At 39.2% G+C, this 16,636-nt stretch carries 17 protein-coding genes, 1 pseudogene and 1 riboswitch; of the genes and pseudogenes, 5 read left to right on the forward strand and 13 right to left on the reverse strand.

Annotated elements, in window-relative coordinates; all coding sequences use genetic code 11:
* Positions 1 to 39: 39 nt before the first annotated feature.
* Positions 40 to 588 (forward strand): carbonic anhydrase, encoded by a 549-nt coding sequence (locus HMPREF1210_RS13560; protein WP_016429260.1) that lies wholly within the window; start codon positions 40 to 42, stop codon positions 586 to 588.
* 73 nt (positions 589 to 661) lie between these two features.
* Here the strand turns inward: HMPREF1210_RS13560 and HMPREF1210_RS13565 are convergent, their stop codons facing one another.
* The 4 genes and pseudogenes from HMPREF1210_RS13565 to HMPREF1210_RS18520 all read right to left on the reverse strand — a co-directional run.
* A complete protein-coding gene (locus HMPREF1210_RS13565; RefSeq protein WP_016429261.1) occupies positions 662 to 1,084 on the reverse strand; it encodes a DUF4395 domain-containing protein in 423 nt (140 codons plus the stop codon).
* Between the two features lie 181 nt (positions 1,085 to 1,265).
* Complete coding sequence (locus tag HMPREF1210_RS13570) at positions 1,266 to 1,811, reverse strand: GNAT family N-acetyltransferase (protein WP_016429262.1); 546 nt, start codon at positions 1,809 to 1,811, stop codon at positions 1,266 to 1,268.
* Between the two features lie 6 nt (positions 1,812 to 1,817).
* Positions 1,818 to 3,620 (reverse strand): M3 family oligoendopeptidase, encoded by a 1,803-nt coding sequence (locus HMPREF1210_RS13575; protein ID WP_016429263.1) that lies wholly within the window; start codon positions 3,618 to 3,620, stop codon positions 1,818 to 1,820.
* 51 nt (positions 3,621 to 3,671) lie between these two features.
* Positions 3,672 to 3,824: pseudogene (locus tag HMPREF1210_RS18520) on the reverse strand (polyphosphate kinase); the annotation flags it as partial.
* Between the two features lie 149 nt (positions 3,825 to 3,973).
* On the opposite strand from HMPREF1210_RS18520, the gene HMPREF1210_RS13580 reads away from it, so the two are divergent.
* Entirely contained in the window at positions 3,974 to 4,705 is a 732-nt protein-coding gene (locus HMPREF1210_RS13580) for a TspO/MBR family protein (protein WP_016429264.1), read from the forward strand.
* Positions 4,706 to 4,725: 20 nt separating this feature from the next.
* Here the strand turns inward: HMPREF1210_RS13580 and map are convergent, their stop codons facing one another.
* On the reverse strand, positions 4,726 to 5,475 hold the full coding sequence (gene map, locus HMPREF1210_RS13585; RefSeq protein ID WP_016429265.1) for a type I methionyl aminopeptidase: 750 nt from the start codon (positions 5,473 to 5,475) through the stop codon (positions 4,726 to 4,728).
* Positions 5,476 to 5,732: 257 nt separating this feature from the next.
* Positions 5,733 to 6,302: an energy-coupled thiamine transporter ThiT gene (gene thiT, locus HMPREF1210_RS13590; RefSeq protein ID WP_016429266.1), complete on the reverse strand. Its 570-nt coding sequence runs from the start codon at positions 6,300 to 6,302 to the stop codon at positions 5,733 to 5,735.
* Positions 6,303 to 6,397: 95 nt separating this feature from the next.
* Positions 6,398 to 6,502: riboswitch (TPP riboswitch) on the reverse strand.
* A gap of 134 nt (positions 6,503 to 6,636) precedes the next feature.
* Between thiT and HMPREF1210_RS13595 the strand changes: the two genes are divergently transcribed.
* Complete coding sequence (locus tag HMPREF1210_RS13595) at positions 6,637 to 7,707, forward strand: M20 family metallopeptidase (protein WP_016429267.1); 1,071 nt, start codon at positions 6,637 to 6,639, stop codon at positions 7,705 to 7,707.
* A 57-nt stretch (positions 7,708 to 7,764) separates the two neighbouring features.
* Positions 7,765 to 8,118: a DUF4870 domain-containing protein gene (locus HMPREF1210_RS13600; protein WP_016429268.1), complete on the forward strand. Its 354-nt coding sequence runs from the start codon at positions 7,765 to 7,767 to the stop codon at positions 8,116 to 8,118.
* A gap of 217 nt (positions 8,119 to 8,335) precedes the next feature.
* On the opposite strand, the gene HMPREF1210_RS13605 is transcribed toward HMPREF1210_RS13600, so the two are convergent.
* The 7 genes from HMPREF1210_RS13605 to HMPREF1210_RS13630 all read right to left on the reverse strand — a co-directional run bounded on the left by HMPREF1210_RS13605 (position 8,336) and on the right by HMPREF1210_RS13630 (position 15,056).
* Positions 8,336 to 9,241, reverse strand: coding sequence for an SGNH/GDSL hydrolase family protein (locus HMPREF1210_RS13605; RefSeq protein WP_016429270.1), 906 nt, complete (start codon positions 9,239 to 9,241; stop codon positions 8,336 to 8,338).
* Positions 9,242 to 9,250: 9 nt separating this feature from the next.
* On the reverse strand, positions 9,251 to 10,480 hold the full coding sequence (locus HMPREF1210_RS13610; protein WP_016429271.1) for an aminopeptidase: 1,230 nt from the start codon (positions 10,478 to 10,480) through the stop codon (positions 9,251 to 9,253).
* Positions 10,477 to 11,628, reverse strand: coding sequence for a DEAD/DEAH box helicase (locus HMPREF1210_RS13615; RefSeq protein ID WP_016429272.1), 1,152 nt, complete (start codon positions 11,626 to 11,628; stop codon positions 10,477 to 10,479). The genes HMPREF1210_RS13610 and HMPREF1210_RS13615 overlap by 4 nt, the downstream gene beginning before the upstream one ends.
* 129 nt (positions 11,629 to 11,757) lie before the next feature.
* Complete coding sequence (locus tag HMPREF1210_RS13620) at positions 11,758 to 12,459, reverse strand: aspartate/glutamate racemase family protein (protein ID WP_016429273.1); 702 nt, start codon at positions 12,457 to 12,459, stop codon at positions 11,758 to 11,760.
* 3 nt (positions 12,460 to 12,462) lie between these two features.
* Positions 12,463 to 13,683: a hypothetical protein gene (locus HMPREF1210_RS13625; RefSeq protein ID WP_016429274.1), complete on the reverse strand. Its 1,221-nt coding sequence runs from the start codon at positions 13,681 to 13,683 to the stop codon at positions 12,463 to 12,465.
* 598 nt (positions 13,684 to 14,281) lie between these two features.
* Positions 14,282 to 14,434, reverse strand: coding sequence for a Fur-regulated basic protein FbpA (locus tag HMPREF1210_RS17820; RefSeq protein WP_016429275.1), 153 nt, complete (start codon positions 14,432 to 14,434; stop codon positions 14,282 to 14,284).
* Positions 14,435 to 14,483: 49 nt separating this feature from the next.
* Positions 14,484 to 15,056, reverse strand: coding sequence for a VanZ family protein (locus tag HMPREF1210_RS13630; RefSeq protein WP_016429276.1), 573 nt, complete (start codon positions 15,054 to 15,056; stop codon positions 14,484 to 14,486).
* A 304-nt stretch (positions 15,057 to 15,360) separates the two neighbouring features.
* Here HMPREF1210_RS13630 and HMPREF1210_RS13635 point away from each other — a divergent pair, with 304 nt between their 5' ends.
* Positions 15,361 to 16,491, forward strand: coding sequence for a CAP domain-containing protein (locus HMPREF1210_RS13635; RefSeq protein ID WP_016429277.1), 1,131 nt, complete (start codon positions 15,361 to 15,363; stop codon positions 16,489 to 16,491).
* The last annotated feature ends 145 nt before the right edge of the window (positions 16,492 to 16,636 follow it).

Consider the following 16,636-nt stretch of genomic DNA (forward strand, 5'->3'; position numbering starts at 1 on the left):
CTACAATAAGAAAGGAACTTACTTAGGAGGAACTGATAAATGTCTTTATTAAACGAAATTCTTTCTTTTAACCAAAAATTCGTAGCTGAAAAACAATACGAAGAATTCATTACAACAAAATTTCCGGACAAAAAAATAGTTATCTTAACATGTATGGATGCCCGGTTATTTGAATTATTACCGAAGGCAATGAACTTTAAAAACGGTGATGTGAAAATTGTAAAAAGCGCCGGCGCTGTAATTAACCATCCATTCGGTGGCATCATGCGTAGTTTACTTGTAGCTGTATATGAATTGAATGCAGAAGAAATTTACATAATTGGTCATTACGACTGTGGGATGAGTGCCATCAAACCGGATGTCATGCTGCAGAAAATGATTGATCGGGGAATTGCTCAAGAAACAATCGATATGCTGAGCTATTCGGGTGTGGAATTGAACGAATGGCTGCGTGGCTTTGAAGATGTGAGCGAAAGTGTCAGACATAGTGTGGATATGGTAAAAAATCATCCCCTAATGGTCAAAGATTTTCCAGTTCACGGTTTGGTCATTGATCCCGCAACAGGCAGACTTACACTTGTGGAATAAGAAACATAAAAAAACTGCACCCCAATTGTTAGTGTGTCTAACAATTGGGGTGCAGTTCATGTTAGGCTCTTTTTTACTGTTCTGCTGATTTTTTGCGTCGATAATTCCATTGTTGGTATTGGAAACGAATGAAGCATCCGATACAAAACCCCATAATAGCTATCAATGCTGCTAATCCCACCATAACAGTTGCAATGTTAAACAAAATACCCCAATTCATAAAGAAACTAATCGTCGCAATTAATAAAAACCCAACGGCCAACCATTGGTTAAATTGTAGCTGGTCATAATCTTCTTGGGCATATTCATTTGCTGGCTTGGTTAAAAATTTCTTAACTATGGCTAAAACAGGATTGAATCCTGTAAATAAACTTAAAAGACATGAAACTAAAGGAATCAATAACATCCACGCGGATTGTGTAATAAGCGAAATGACTACTGATATGACAATTGTCCATTGATTCGCCATCACAAGAGGCTTCGGAATTGTTTTCATATTAAAACCTACTATTCTTATTGGATTTCAGTTTATTATATGATTGGGTTGAAAATATGTAAACATATCAGCCTATAACATCTAATATTTCCCGGGAAATCGACATAAAAAAACTGGTTTCTCAATTGAGAAACCAGCCATTCATCATTTTACGCCATTTCCGCCAAGCGGCCTTGCCTTTTCAATAATCATTTTCTAAAATTGCATAAATGTAATGATCTTCCCATTCACCATTAATGAATAGTAGCTGTCTTAACAAGCCTTCTTTTTGCATTTTTGCTTTTTCTAAGACACGCATTGAACCAACATTACGCGGAGAAACATATGCTTCAATGCGGTGTAACCCTATAACTTCCATTCCATACTTGACCAGAAGTTGAACCGCCTCTGTCGCAACCCCTTTGCCCACATTCAATTCATCTATAGAATAACCAATGAAAGCACTTGAAAAAGGTAGGCGTTTAATACTGTACATAGAAATATGACCAATTAGTTCCCCCGACTGTCTATCATAAATGCCGAAGCTGAATTCGCGTTGGTTCTTCATATGGTGAAGTGATTCTAGAATCTTTTCTCTTTGTACTGCTACGGTAAAGTATGAATCCTGATGCCTTGGTTCATAAATTGACCAATAATGTCGATTCTTAAATACTAGATTGGTGAGATCTGAAGCATCATTTTCATCTAATGTTCGTAAAAAACAAGTTTGTCCGTCCAGTAAAATCATTGAAAATCACCCTTTAGATGAAGTTAACGACAGAAACTCTTCCACATCTTTAATACATAGTGCTATGCCTTTTTCCCAGAACGCATGTTGAGTGATATCTTCTCCTAAATGCTTCATTGCTAAATCTTCAACAGACATGATTGCCGTATCTTGAAGTAGGGAGATATACTTTTCTTCGAAACTGCAGCCTTCTTCAATTGCTTTCGCATAAATGCTTAAGCTGAATAAATAACCGAATGTGTAAGGGAAATTATAGAATGGTACATGTGTGATATAGAAATGCAGTTTTGATGCCCAGAAATGCGGATGAACTTCACCTAATCCATCTCCAAATGCTTCACGTTGCGCTTCTTCCATCAATGTATTTAAGCGTGCAGCAGAAACAATTCCTTTTTTACGCTCCTCATAAAAACGAGTTTCAAATAAAAATCGTGCATGAATGTTCATGAAGAATGCGACACTTCGTTGAATCTTATCTTCAAGCAATGCCAATTTTTCATCAGCTGTTGATGCTTCTTTTACTGCTGCATCAGCTACAATCATTTCAGCAAATGTAGAAGCTGTTTCTGCAACTCCCATTGCATATTGACGATTCATCCAATGTACAGGACGAAGTGCATATGAATGGAAAGCATGACCAAGTTCATGTGCCAATGTTGCAACGTTGGACATCGTTCCACTATATGTCATAAAAATACGGGACTGCTGTGATAGAGGCATCCCAGTACAGAAACCACCTGGTCGTTTATTAGGGCGGTCTTCTGCCTCAATCCATTCATCTTCAAATGCCTGTCGTGAGAATTTCTCAAGCTCCGGACCGAATTTGCCGAAGTGTTTTAAAATGAACTCTGCACCTTCCTGGTATGACACTTTCTGAGTAGATTCAGTTACTGGCGCGTCTAAATCGTACCAATGCATGGCATCTGCTCCTACCAGCTCAGCCTTACGCTTTAAATATTCTACAAATGGAGCTTTATGCGCGCTGATTGCGCCCCACATAGCATCCAATGTTTGCTGTTTCATTCGATTTATTTGCAATGGTTCTTTTAATATTGAATCCCAGCCACGTTTTTTGTAAACGGCCAAGCGAAATCCAGCCATATGGTTCAATGTTTTAGCAAAGAACTCTTCTTTATCTGTCCATGCTTGTTCTAATGCTTCAAACGATTCTTTTCGAACTTTTGCATCCGGATGAGAACTTAAGTTACTCGCTTGTCCTACAGAGAACTCTTTTTCTTCTCCGTCCACTGTGACACGAACTTTCACGTCACCAACCAATAAATCGTATAGTTGACCCCATCCATGATAGCCGTCCACCCCAAGAGCGGTAATCATATCTTCTTCTTTTTCAGAAAGTAATTCCTTCGCTTCATCTCGCCATTCGTTTAGAACAAAAGCAAATTCTTTTAATTGATCGTCCTTCATTAAAGCAGTCCAAACAGTTTCTTCAGTTTTTGATAACTGTTGTTGAACAACGAGCATGGATGAAGAAAAACGAGCACCTAAAGAGCCGATTTCCCCTTGCAATAAGTTCGCTTGTTTATCAGTAGTATCTTGAGCTAAATAACAACCAACAACTGCTCCAGCTTGTGTTAAATTTTCAGCAACTTGTTTAGTTTCTTCAATAATAGAAGAAATTTTAGTAGCGTCTGATTCCCCTGTTGGAACAACAAAGGATGATAAAGTTTGCTCAAAAGTATCAAGTCTACTTGCTAAAGCATCCAAATGTTCACGAAGTTCAGGAGATGAGCTTCCTCCCTTAAAAAATACGTCCAAGTCCCAAACTTCAGCATACGTCTTTGTAGTCAATATCTTTCCCCCATGTCTTTCTAAATTTTCTGAAAACACTACACTATTATATCATGCTTCTTCGCCTTGCGAAACATCGTTCTGTAGTTTTGCAATGGGTATGCCTTTTTCAATGCACACTTGCATAATATGTTCCAGAATTCTTTTTAAAACAACCTTGCGTGCATATTTCTTATTATTCGCTTCAACGATAAACCACGGAGCCTGTTCAACATTTCTTCAGCAGCCGTGACAAATTCTGTCAATCCAGAGACCTTCATTCTTTTAAACTTCATTTTACAGAGAGTTTTGGTAAATAGAAATTTGTTGTTGCTTTGGACTGACGTTATACTAATGTATAGGAGGTGAATGCTGTGGTTCGTTTCGCACTAATGGTCATCGCACTGATTGGTGTGGTTATCATCAATGCATTGGCAAATATTTTACCACTTAACAATCAAACAACTGGTGAAATTTCCAATCGTCTTCCTGTACTATTTACACCGGCCGGCTATGTATTTTCAATTTGGTCCGTTATTTATGTATTGATGCTCATTTGGTTGGTAGGTATGTGGAAGAGGAGTAAAGATATAGATGCAACCTATATAAAGCGCTCAAATCTGTTTATCATCAGTTGCATTTTTAATGTGGCATGGATTTATTTATGGCATTATGAATATTTCTTATTTACGGTTGTCGTGATGATTGCATACCTAATTACACTAACTTTACTTTATCGTACTTATCCAGTATCCGATAACCTTCTTACTGGTCGCTTTCCAATATCAATTTATTTGGGATGGATCAGTGTTGCAACGATTACGAATATTAGTTATGTCCTAACTCTATATCAGTGGAATGGCTGGGGATTGAGTGACCCCCTATGGGCAGTCATCATGATGACTGTTGGAACAGCACTCGCACTACATATTCGATTCCACCATTTTGATATCGCTTATGTATTTGTCTTTATTTGGGCTTATATCGGAATTGCGGTCCGAAATGGTTTCGAAGAACTTCTTGTCTCTACAGCTGCTCTTTTCTTATGTGCAGTCATGCTAGCGGGCATCCTATTTATTAAAAAAAGACCAACTGCGCGTTCATAGCAGTTGGTCTTTCGCATTATTTAATCGATTTTCGTAATAAGAATTGGCGCATCTTTAGTAACGATGACCGTATGTTCAATCTGTGCAACTAATGATTTATCCGGAGTCAAGAAAGTCCAACCGTCACCAGACTCCACGATATGTTCCGCTTTTTCTGAAATGAACGGCTCAACTGCCAAAACCATACCTTCTTTTAAGATGGTAGGTTCCCATGCATCAAAGTAATTCAAAATATGCTGTGGTGCTTCATGAAGAGATTTTCCGATACCATGTCCAGTTAAGTTCATAATGACAGTTAATCCATTTTGCTTCGCTTCACGTTCCACAGCTTTGCCGATTTGATTTAACCGAGCACCAGCCTTTACTTTCAACATTGCACGGTTAAATGCACTTTCAGCTACTTCACATAGCTTTTCTTTCTTCGCGTAGCCTTCACCCACTACAAATGAAATTCCCGTATCTGCGAAATAGCCATTGAATGATCCGGATACGTCGATGTTCACTAGGTCTCCATCTTTGATGACACGTGAACCAGGAATGCCATGAGCAACTTCTTCATTGACACTGATGCATGTAAATCCAGGGAAATCGTACTCCCCTTTAGGACCAGAAATAGCTCCTTTTTCTTTAAACATGCGGCCAGCGATCTCATCAAGTTCTTTTGTCGTGACACCTGGTTTTGTTGCCTCTCGCATTACATCACGAATTTCTGCAACGATGCGACCGATAGTTTTTAACGACTCAAAGTCTTCAGTAGTTTTTGCAATCATATTCGTTAAACCCTTTCTTCCTCAAATTATCTACCCCATACTATACCACAAGAAAAGATGCTTTCCCATTTACCAAAATCATTCTGAACATTTGGTAAACCTCTAGTAAAGTATGCGCAATAGAGGAATTGCGTCATCAGCCGAATTTTAAAAACAACCCATACAGGGTTTTAACGTGGTTTTTGTTCATTCAAAACGAATTCTGTCCACTCGCTACCAACATTGATGATTCCACTCAATAAAGACACACCTATAAATCAAACGTTATTGCGATGTTCAATCAAACGTGGTGCAGCAACGAAAATGATGGAGCACACAATTGCTGTCAAAATAATGGAAGGAATCATATAACCGCCGTTATATACGAGCGAATAAATCCAAACGTTCTTGCCTTCTGCAGCTTCTGAAAAGAAAATAACTCCTGCGATTACGTGTGTAAAGAACCGGAAGAGCCCACCAAAAACAGCTCCCAATACGATATAAGTAATCATTTTTCCTTTACGCTGCTCATTTTTTGCTTGTATTACTTTATGTCTGACAAGTGCTGCTAAGCCAACAACTGTGAACGCTACGAAATAATCCAGGAAACCTTGGGCAGGAGTTAAAATATAAGCTCTTCCCGCTAAAATTTGAAGGACCCCAATAATCAGACCCGTGCTCAAACCTCCCGCAAGCCCCCATCGAATAGCCATCAATACGATTGGTACCATGACAAGACTAATAGATCCGCCCTGGAACCATAAGTTAATAGAAAGCATATCCAATACCAATCCGATTCCTGCAAAAATAGCCACTTCAATTAATAATAACAACTTACTTCGATTCATCTTGCTTCCTCCTTTTGCGATGTACTGCAAATCGCATGTCAGGGTGAAAAAACCATAAAAAAACAACCTCAGGGACAGAGCCTGACGTCGTTGGAGTCGGTTTCTATCCACATCCCTGCGCAAGCATTAACTTACAGGTTCAAAGGGTTAGAACGTTCCTCGCTCACTCTCAGCCATTACAGGCTCCCCTTGTGGTAAATACATCTAATTTTGATATTACGGGTTAATTGTAACCAAAGAGGGAAAGAGAAGCAAGAGGGTTTCGTTAGTTCTGTGACTTTTGGAACAGCGGTAGTATACTGAATATAAAAATTTATTGAGGATGTGAAGTTACATGATCGAGTTATTGAAAAATTTGGTAGCAATTAAAAGTGATACAGAAGAAGGTGCCAATGAAGCACTTCGATTTTGTTCAAAATGGCTCGATAGTCATGAAATCACACATGAAGTTCTTGAAAATGAAGGCCGATTGATGATTCACGCTGAAATCGGACAAGGTCCCACAACCATCGTATGGAATGGCCATGTGGATGTAGTACCTGGAAAAATCGAGCAATTCAATCCCGTTATCGAAGGCGACCGCTTGTATGGTCGTGGATCCGCAGATATGAAAGCTGGAGTGGCAGCCATGATGGAAGCGTTCCGACGTACTTATTCTGCAAGGGAAGAACTTAAGCAACGCATTGTTTTACATATTGTAACGGATGAAGAAACGGGTGGAAGTAAAACATCCGGTCATCTTGTAGAAATTGGTCGCTCAGGTGACTTTGTCATTTGCGGAGAACCAACTCACATGAAACTAAGTGTTCAATCGAAAGGAATTCTGCATGCGGATGTCACTTTGTTCGGAAAAGCTGCCCACGGATCCCGTCCATGGGAAGGAACGAATGCCATTGAAGCAGCCTTTAAATTTAATGAACAATTAAAGACACTACCATTTACGAAAGCAAGCAATCCATATTACGAATATCCTTCCATTAACTTGGCTAAAATCCAGGCAGGCGATCGATATAATGTCGTACCTGATGAATGTCTAGTTAACTACGATATTCGCTTTGTTCCAGGACAAAAATGGGAAGATATTATTGAAGAAATGACTGAACTTGCTCAATCTATTAACCCCAAAAATATTGTCAAACCTGGCGGTAAAACACCCGCCATTACAACAACCGAAGATAATGCTTTTGTTCAATCTCTTGCTGGTGTTATAGCACAAGTAACCCAAAAAGAGGCTGTGTTATTCGGGCAGCATGGAGCTGCGGATACACGTTACTATGCAAAAACTGGTGCTGGAGCAATTGAGTTCGGACCAAGCGGAGACGACTGGCACGGACCAGGAGAGTATGTATTGATATCATCCGTTGAGCAATATGCAGACATTTTAACGAAATATGCATTGATTTGAAACCTCTATTAATGTTGTAACGTATTAAAGGCAGTAAGCATTAAAGGAGGAGTATTAATGGATAATCAACGTATATTATCCGCTTTGTGTTATTTCAGTATTTTATTCGCTCCATTCTTATTGCCATTAATCGTATATTTCGTTTCACCGACAGCTGAGGTTAAGTATCATGCGAAACGCTCTCTTCTGTCACACTTGATTCCCGTGGTGCTCGGAATTGTCGGGTTCATTGTATTAGTGATTGGTTCAATCGCAGTATTCAGCACGACAGTTGATGGCACTGTAGAGCCTAGCACATCATTTAACTTCCTGACTGCAGGACTTCCTTTCTTGTTTATTGCAGTGTATGGTATTCTTTATCTTATTGTATTGATCTGGAATATCATCCAAGGAATTAAAGTACTGCAATAGGTTTACCTTGGGCTCTTTACGGGAATTAAATTAATGTACAATACTGACAGGAGCGATACACATGAGAATCGGTAACTTAGTTAAGACAGCTGTAAAGTTTGCGCCAATTATTATTCCAATCGTAAAAAAAGTATTGGATTCAAGAAAACGCTCCACAACAATAACATATCCACGCAAATAAAAAGTTGGAACTCATTAATCTGAGTTCCAACTTTTTTTATATCATCGTTTTCATTTCAGATATGGCAATATAATCTTCTTCCAAAAATGATGATGGCAGTGCGGCAGATTCATCTCCAGCTGCCGTTGCCTTTGCTCCTTGACGGTCTTTCATAATCTGTTCGAAGCTCAGTGGATTTGCAGGAGGAATCTCCCCTGCCAATACCTGCATGCCACCTTTAGCATAGACATTGAAGAAGCTGTTAGCCATGGCTCTGTATCCTTCAGCATTCGGATGCACATCAGCAGGGTTCGGTACTTTGCCAGTGGCTTGATCTCCAAATGCAGTTTCCACAGATACAAATTTCACACCCGCTTCTTTTGCCACGTTTGCCAAAATTTGATTCAATCGATTCAGTTGTTTCGCAGTACCGACTTTTTGTGAGTCACGAGCATGCGGATAGGCAAAATAATAACCCATTACATACACTTCCGCTTTTGGTGCAATCTTTTTCAACTCTGCAAGCATGGTCTTCATATTCTTTCGTACATTGTTCAAAGAATAGTCTGCTGGGATTTGCTGAAATGACAGTGAACCTGATTTTGCATCTGATTTTATTAATCTCAGAAGATCGTTTGCTCCAGCAGATATCGTGATGAGATTTGCATTTTGTAGCAAAGGTTTTGCTTCTTTCGATTGGACTCGCTTCAACACATCAGCGCTCGTAAATCCTGGGAACGCCAAATCTTTTGAGTAGAAGGCCAGTGGTTGATTTCTCGCAATTTCTTGGGCAATTAAATCACTGTAACCAGTATCAATCTCACGTGTCGGGGTTTGACCTGCCGCAAGTGAGTCACCGAGAGCCACATAAGAAACTGGTCCAATTACTTGAGCGCTTGTCTGTAATGGCACTAAAAACAGGCCCAGACTGAACAACACGACAGTTAGTTTTTTGATAATCATGACATCACCTTAAAATGCCCAATTACCTTTGCGGAAAATCGGTTCTCTTGTACCATCTTCGTATTCGCCATCAATGTCCATTTCTGCACTGCCTATCATGAAATCTTCATGAGTGATTGATGTATTTAATCCTAAAGCACGAAGCTGTGCTTCTTCTAAGTCCCGTGCACCCTCAACGCATGTTGGATACGCTTCGCCAATTGCTAAATGGTTAGAGGCATTTTCATCAAATAATGTGTTGTAGAACAAAATTCCAGAAGATGAAATCGGTGATTCATGAGGTACCAATGCCAACTCCCCTAAATAAGCAGAGCCTTCATCATGTTGAATGAGTTGCTGCAATAAGTCATTCCCTACTTCAGCCTCAGCCTTCACGATCTTTCCTTTTTCAAATGTTAACGTAAATTTGTCTATGATATTACCTTGATATACAAATGGTTTAGTATTACGGACATAGCCATTTACACCAAATTTTAATGGAGCAGTGTACACTTCTTCAGTCGGCATATTCGCAATAAACGCTGTTCTGTTAGGTGTTCTGCTGGCACCGGACATCCAAATATGTTTATCCGGCAATTCGATTATCAAATCCGTGCCTGGTGCTTTATAAATAATTTTTTTGAAACGTTTATCATTTAAAGCTGTTGCACGGGCTTCCAAATCGCGGATATGTGTTTTCCATTGATCAACAGCAGTTCCATCTCCGATGCGTACGGTTTTAAAAATCGTTTCCCATAGCATGGATAACTGCTCTTCTTTTGGCAAATCCGGGAATACTTTGGCTGCCCACATCTCTGAAGGTATAGCTACAATCGACCAAGCAATTTTATCTGACATGACGGAAGCGCGATATTTTTCCAATGCACGGCCAGCCACTTTTTGTTGATCGGAAATGCGTTTGGCAGGAATTCCAGCCAATAAATCAGGATCTTCTGCATCAATCCACAACAAAGCTCCCTGCTGATCGATCAATTCTTCACGCTGTGTAACCATCCATGCAGGAAATTCGTGCATAGCGGAATCTGGTGCCAACTCATAAAAAGCACGATTTATCGGTCCATCTGAGAAATTCACATGGACACGCTTTGCTCCAGCTTCATATGATTTCTTCACAACCAAACGCGTAAAATCAAGGGTATCAGTCGTTGTATTTATCAATACATATTGACCAGGTTGGACATTGATTCCAACGCGAACTGCCAAATCTGCATATTCGGCTAGTTTCTCTTCAAATGTCATTTCTTTTTCCCCCTTTGTTGCACCGTTTTTGAGGACCCTTCAATCAATTTACCTTGATCCCATACCTTTTGAACGGGTTTTGAAGGCAATTCTTTCGTCCATTTTTTAAAATTCTTTTCGTCTGTGTAGGTTAATAAAGACAATACTTCCCCGTCAGCACCAGCACGGCCTGTTCGACCTGAACGGTGCAGATAAGGTTCTATTGAGTGCGGTACATCGACGTGAATGACATGAGTCAATCCTTCAATGTCAAGACCTCGTGCTGCAATATCTGTAGCGATCAGTATGCTTACTTCGCCTTTACGGAAAGAAGCCAATGCCTGCTTACGTTCTTCTTTTTTCATATCTGAGTGCAAGGCAACTATTTTTGCTTCACGGAATTTCAGTTTCGTTTCTTTCATCAACAATTGATCTAAATTATTGACAAATGCTAGACCCCGTAAGCCTTCTACGTGCGCCAACCGTCGCAATAAATCGGTTTTATCTCGTTCTTCTACTTTGACGAATGAATGGACCACTTTTCCTTGTGCTGGCAATTCTTCATGACTAACTTGAATTCGAATCGGCTCTTTCATCATGCGGCTTGCAACAAGCTCAATTTCTTCTGTTATTGTTGCTGAAACGACCACAATCTGTCTGTCATGATTAGACCCATCGATAAGCGCTTTAATGATACCACGATGCTCACGGGCCAATAGTTGATCTCCCTCATCTAAAACAATATGTCGTATATCGTGCAATTTAAGTTTCTTTGATTTCATTAATTCATTCAAACGCCCCGGTGTTCCTACAACAATTGTGGGCTTTTTCTTTAATTTTTCCAATTGACGAGCCATATTGGCTCCTCCGATTAGTTGAGCAACCGTAATATCGGTATCTGCAGTCCACTCTCGCAATACTTCAACGATTTGCATGGATAGTTCCTGTGAAGGGGCAACGATAAGTGCTTGTGTTTTTTGAATGGCACCATTCACTTGATTCAATATCGGCAATACATACGCCAAAGTTTTCCCTGATCCTGTCGGCGATTGTGCCACCACATCTTTTCCTTCCAGCATGCTAGGGATTAATTGTGACTGAACAGGCATTTCATATTCAAATTTCCATTTATTTTGAAGTTCTGGTTTTAAGTTTTCGATAAATGTCATGGGTTATTCCACCTTTATAAATACATGCTCCTAGTGTACCACAAATCACTATCTTCAACCTTTTACTGATATATTCAGTCGTTTTCCCCATAATAAAAACCCTGTCCCCATGAAGGAGACAGAGTATGTTTAATCATTCAATTCGTAGCCGCATGCAAGTATGGCACTTTCAGCTAATACCATCAGCGAATCAATATAAGTTTCATCAAGATTCAGTTCTTTTTTGACAATCGATAATTCTGTACAGCCCAATATCAAATGATCGCAACCCAATTCGTTCATTTGATTGATGATTTGCTGCCATTTTAGAAAATCGACAGGTTGCCCAGCTTTGACGTCATCATAAATAACTGACATGACCAGTTTCTGAGTTTCCTCATCGGGTACAACCGGTTGAATGCCACTCTCTTTACAAGCCAGTTGGTAAACAGAAGCCGTCAATGTACCTGTTGTTGCCAGAATTCCTACTTTTTTGGCACCAATTTGAGCTGCACGTTTTGCCGTTTCGTTAATCATGTGCAATACGGGAATTTCCGCTCCTTGTTGAATCTCTTTATAAAAAGAGTGAGCAGTATTGCACGGAACCGCCAACACTTCCGCACCAATAGATTTCAGTTTTGTAGCATCGGAAATCATCACTGGCACTGGGTTGGCTTTCGATCGATCTAAGATATATGTTGTACGGTCTGGTATGGCCGTATTATTGGTAATCACCATGTTGACATGCTGTTGATCGGTTTTCGCTTTCGTGCGTTTGACAATCATTTCACCAAGCAACATAGTGGCCAGGGGACCTACCCCTCCAATGATGCCTAATATTTTCGTCTTCATAACTTATGACAAACCTTTGTTATTAAAGTATTTTTTGTATTTACGATAGTAATTCAAATTATTGAGCGTCAATTTCGCCCAACGTTTCGGATTGAAATCCTCTTTGTAGAATAAGTGATTTGTCACTTTTCCTTCTGAAATTAACTCCCTGGCTTCTTCTTTCAACAGCTCGTTTTGTGCGTATTTGAATAATACACCTTTAGGAATGATCATCCATAAGTGCTTGTCCTTCGCATACGTCAATGTTTGTGGAATATTGAGCATATGATCGTCTGCTACGTATTTCATCAAATTATGTCCACTTGCCGTTACATAGTAACTGCTGCGGCCATTTCGCAAGTTGATTTCAAACAGTTTATATTCACCATCACGCAAATCCAGCTTCATATCAAAATTCGCGAAGCCTGTGTAGCCAATATCTTCTAGGAATACACGAACTCGGTCAAGTAATGCCTCATCAAATGTATTAATGATTGCCGCATAGCTCCCGATTCCTTCTGGAGAATGTTCTTCGAGAATTGGATTTCCAAGTGACATGAGCTTAACTTCGCCATCTTTCCCAACGTATGCGTTCAACACGCGCATGTAGGAATCGTCTCCAGGAATAAATTCCTGAATCGTTAAATTATCTTTGTAAGATGAGCTATAGATCGCTTCGATAATGGCGTTTTTTTCTGCTTCATCGTGTGCGACAAACACTTTTTTCTTTCCAGGGAACGAGCAATTCCAGTACGCTACAGAGTTTGATGCTTTAATGATGATTGGATACATAAAGTCAATTGCAAACGTATCCTTCGTGTCATATGTGCATAGTGACGTTTTAGGATAGGCAAAGCCGTATTGCTCACAAATATTATAGAAGTTCTCTTTAAGAACGATGCGATCCATTAATTTTTCATCAATATATGGAACCGCGAAATAAGGCAGCAATTGCTCCTTATTTTTAATGATTAATTTTGCATAATCATCGCCACATGCAAGGAGCAAAAGCTTTTTGTCTGTATGTTCACCCGCCACTTTAATAAGTGCCGGAACGAATACGTCCTGTTCATTTAAACGCGGGATAACCTGAAAATCCAGGATTTTGCTGTCTTGTGTTGCGGATAAATTCATACGTCCAAGGACTAGCGGCTTTAAACCATAGGCTTCGTGAAAAGCACGTGCCATTCCATAAGCATTCATATCTGATCCAAGCAATATAGGTAAAAATGAATTTGTTGTCATTGTGATATCAACTCTCTTTTCCAAAAAAACATAGTTTGTGTTTATATTGTAACGTGAATTACGGTTTTCTCCGAGCAATTACTTTTTGTTAGAATGCATATGCCATTGAAATGAGCAAAAGCTCACTCCACGCGAAGCCTGAAAAGGTAAGTCCAAAGGGTTCTCCTGCCTGCGAAAAATCCGCAGGAACAGTGATGAATGGTGTACCTGCGGCAGCACCGATACAGCACACATGATCTTGAGGAAAGACCACGGCATCAAGTTGGAATCGTCCATCGACTTACTTATCGCAATTATACATGAAAACCAAATCCTCAGAAGTCATTTCATTACTAGATCCTACATATCAGCAATGGTTGCCTCATCCAGCCAATCCTTGATAAATTTTTTGCGCTTTGTTTGACTCATGAGAACTCCTCCCAAACATTTCGCTTCCCGACATCTCATTCAATCATTTATTAATCACTTCAATGTGAAATTATATCATTTTTCCCCAGTTAATTTAATGTCACTTTTTATCTGTTTTATGAACCTATATCAACAGACCCACAAAAAAGAGCCAGAGTAACTGGATCGCTCCTGTTACTCTGACACCTAATTAATCTACTTTTTCCATATGCTCTTTAATTAATTCATATAGGGATAGTTCATATAATTGTTTTCCTTCAACTTTAAATACGCCTTGTTTAACCAAATCATCGATAACGGTCATTTTCTTTCCGTCCATTTTTGTTTCTACTGGTGGTATCATGCAGTCAAACCCCTTAATTTCTAGATTCATAGGTTATTTACCCATGGCTCTAGTTTTTAAACCATTTTTTGAACGATTTAGGGAACCCTCTATACAAGACATAGCCAATTGCCGTCCCCAATGTATTCAGCCACAAATCGTCCACGTCACTGCTGCGCATTTGAGGTAACTGTAATATTTCTATGGCTAATGATAGGAGCAGTCCAGTCCCAATCACTTTCCAAGCGCGATTGAATTTCTGCCATAACAACGGAAGAAAAAAGCCAATCGGAAGAAACATCACAATATTACCAACGAAATTAATGAAAAAAGGTTGCCATAAGTTCAAATATTTAATCGCGTTATATGTTTCAAACAAGACTCGAAAAAGTTCTATATTAATTGCTTGATGATCTCCGTTTATTAATTGCACTTCCCCGCCTTGATTGCTCACTGATGGCAAAATCGTCTGTGACAACAGCCCCGCCAGGAACATGAAAAAAAAGACAATCCCGCATTCTCGTAAGATATTCAATTGTTTATTATTGCGTTTTATTTGAATGAAACGAACCACTAGAATGATCGGTAAAATTAATACCATATAAAAGCCCATATCTTCTATATACTTTAGAATCGACTCCATCACACACCCAATTTCTTCGCTGTAATACTCTTATTCTAAGCCTTTAAGGTTACTATTCAAAATGTATTTTAAGACAGTTAGCTTTTATTATTGATTATTATTGAAATGAGGGAATTACCATCAACATCAGAGATAATAAAAGTGGAAATCCGCTCCGTTAAACGAGCAATCTCGTTTAACAAAGACTATTTTAAAAGAAACCCCCACTTATCACGTATTCATCCAGGTCGCGCTGGATATACTGTCAAATAACAAGTATTTTCCAATACGAGAATACAATTTGATGATAAGGGTGGAACAAAATTTGGGTTACATAAAATTAATCCTCACATTACTTTTTGCAGCTTATTTAACAAGTCCGCTGTGGGAAGAACCAGCCAGCAAATACGTTGATGTATCTTTTTTAAATACAATTGATGCACAAGTAATTAAAGGATACGAGTATTTAAAAGAGCAGCCCATTATTGCTGATTTATCCCAAAAAGTGGCTACCATACCCGCAAAACTGACATTGGAAGCAGGAGAAACGAAGTATGCATCCATTAATCAAGTCGAAAAACCTGCACTATCAACACCTACAGAGGGATTATTTGCCGTTCATAACATACAAATTGGGGACAGCATGGAATCGGTCAATGCCGAGCTAGGCAAGGCGAAACGCATCACTAAAAATGAATATGGCTCAGATTGGCATACCTATCACACAGACTATCAAAACTTTTTAATGGTTTCGTTCGATGAGTCTCAACAAGTGAATGGGCTATTTACCAATAATGACTTGATTTCCACTTCATACGGATTCAAACTGAGCAGTCCAAAATCTATTGTTCATAATGCATTAGGAAAGCCTATCAAATACATTCAAAAAGGCAATGTCCGATACTTGTTGAATAGTGATGGAGAGATGGATACTTACTTAATCGAAAATGTCTATGTGACTGTGTTTTATGACGTCCATGAAAAAAATACTGTCACTGCAATCCAAATTATTTCAAAGCATTTGGAAAACCAAAAAGGTGCTTTATATGGTGACACAAGTGCGGATTTACAAAAGGGATTTGAATTTCAATTATTCGATTTAACAAATGCTGCCCGAGTTCATCACAATGTCTCACCAGTGAAATGGGAATCCAAAATCAGGGTAACAGCTTATAAACACAGTGTAGACATGGCAGAACATAATTATTTCAGTCATACCAATTTATCAGGACAATCTCCTTTTGATCGCATGACGATGGACAACATCAATTATTCCGTAGCTGGAGAAAATTTAGCTTATGGTCAGTCCAGCAGTATTTTTGCACATGAAGGATTGATGAATTCTATGGGGCATCGCAAGAATCTTTTAAAAAGCGACTTTGAATTGCTTGGCGTGGGTGTAGCATTTAATGATGAAAATCAACCCTATTACACCGAGAACTTTTATAAACCATAACTCGGAATTTCCGGTTATGCCTATAATCCAAAATCAAGGTCGTTCCCGTGTAATTGGGAACGGCCTTGATTCTTATTGTGCTGTTAATTAGGCTTGAATTCGGAATAAAATGACCGCGAATTTTGCCCGGCTTGTTTCCTCGTGT

Origin of the sequence: Paenisporosarcina sp. HGH0030, assembly GCF_000411295.1 — a bacterium.
In the GTDB taxonomy this organism is placed as follows: domain Bacteria; phylum Bacillota; class Bacilli; order Bacillales_A; family Planococcaceae; genus Paenisporosarcina.

Excerpts from the sequence above, each read along its gene's own strand:
- HMPREF1210_RS13610 (WP_016429271.1), bottom strand. The coding sequence starts at position 10,480 with ATGACATTTGAAGAGAAACTAGCCGAATATGCAGATTTGGCAGTTCGC.
- HMPREF1210_RS13605 (WP_016429270.1), bottom strand. The coding sequence starts at position 9,241 with ATGATTATCAAAAAACTAACTGTCGTGTTGTTCAGTCTGGGCCTGTTT.
- thiT (WP_016429266.1), bottom strand. The coding sequence starts at position 6,302 with ATGAATCGAAGTAAGTTGTTATTATTAATTGAAGTGGCTATTTTTGCA.
- HMPREF1210_RS13615 (WP_016429272.1), bottom strand. The coding sequence starts at position 11,628 with ATGACATTTATCGAAAACTTAAAACCAGAACTTCAAAATAAATGGAAA.
- HMPREF1210_RS13625 (WP_016429274.1), bottom strand. The coding sequence starts at position 13,683 with ATGACAACAAATTCATTTTTACCTATATTGCTTGGATCAGATATGAAT.
- HMPREF1210_RS13560 (WP_016429260.1), top strand. The coding sequence starts at position 40 with ATGTCTTTATTAAACGAAATTCTTTCTTTTAACCAAAAATTCGTAGCT.
- HMPREF1210_RS13620 (WP_016429273.1), bottom strand. The coding sequence starts at position 12,459 with ATGAAGACGAAAATATTAGGCATCATTGGAGGGGTAGGTCCCCTGGCC.
- HMPREF1210_RS13565 (WP_016429261.1), bottom strand. The coding sequence starts at position 1,084 with ATGAAAACAATTCCGAAGCCTCTTGTGATGGCGAATCAATGGACAATT.
- HMPREF1210_RS17820 (WP_016429275.1), bottom strand. The coding sequence starts at position 14,434 with ATGATACCACCAGTAGAAACAAAAATGGACGGAAAGAAAATGACCGTT.
- HMPREF1210_RS13570 (WP_016429262.1), bottom strand. The coding sequence starts at position 1,811 with ATGATTTTACTGGACGGACAAACTTGTTTTTTACGAACATTAGATGAA.
- HMPREF1210_RS13600 (WP_016429268.1), top strand. The coding sequence starts at position 7,765 with ATGGATAATCAACGTATATTATCCGCTTTGTGTTATTTCAGTATTTTA.
- HMPREF1210_RS13630 (WP_016429276.1), bottom strand. The coding sequence starts at position 15,056 with ATGGAGTCGATTCTAAAGTATATAGAAGATATGGGCTTTTATATGGTA.
- map (WP_016429265.1), bottom strand. The coding sequence starts at position 5,475 with ATGATTGCAAAAACTACTGAAGACTTTGAGTCGTTAAAAACTATCGGT.
- HMPREF1210_RS13595 (WP_016429267.1), top strand. The coding sequence starts at position 6,637 with ATGATCGAGTTATTGAAAAATTTGGTAGCAATTAAAAGTGATACAGAA.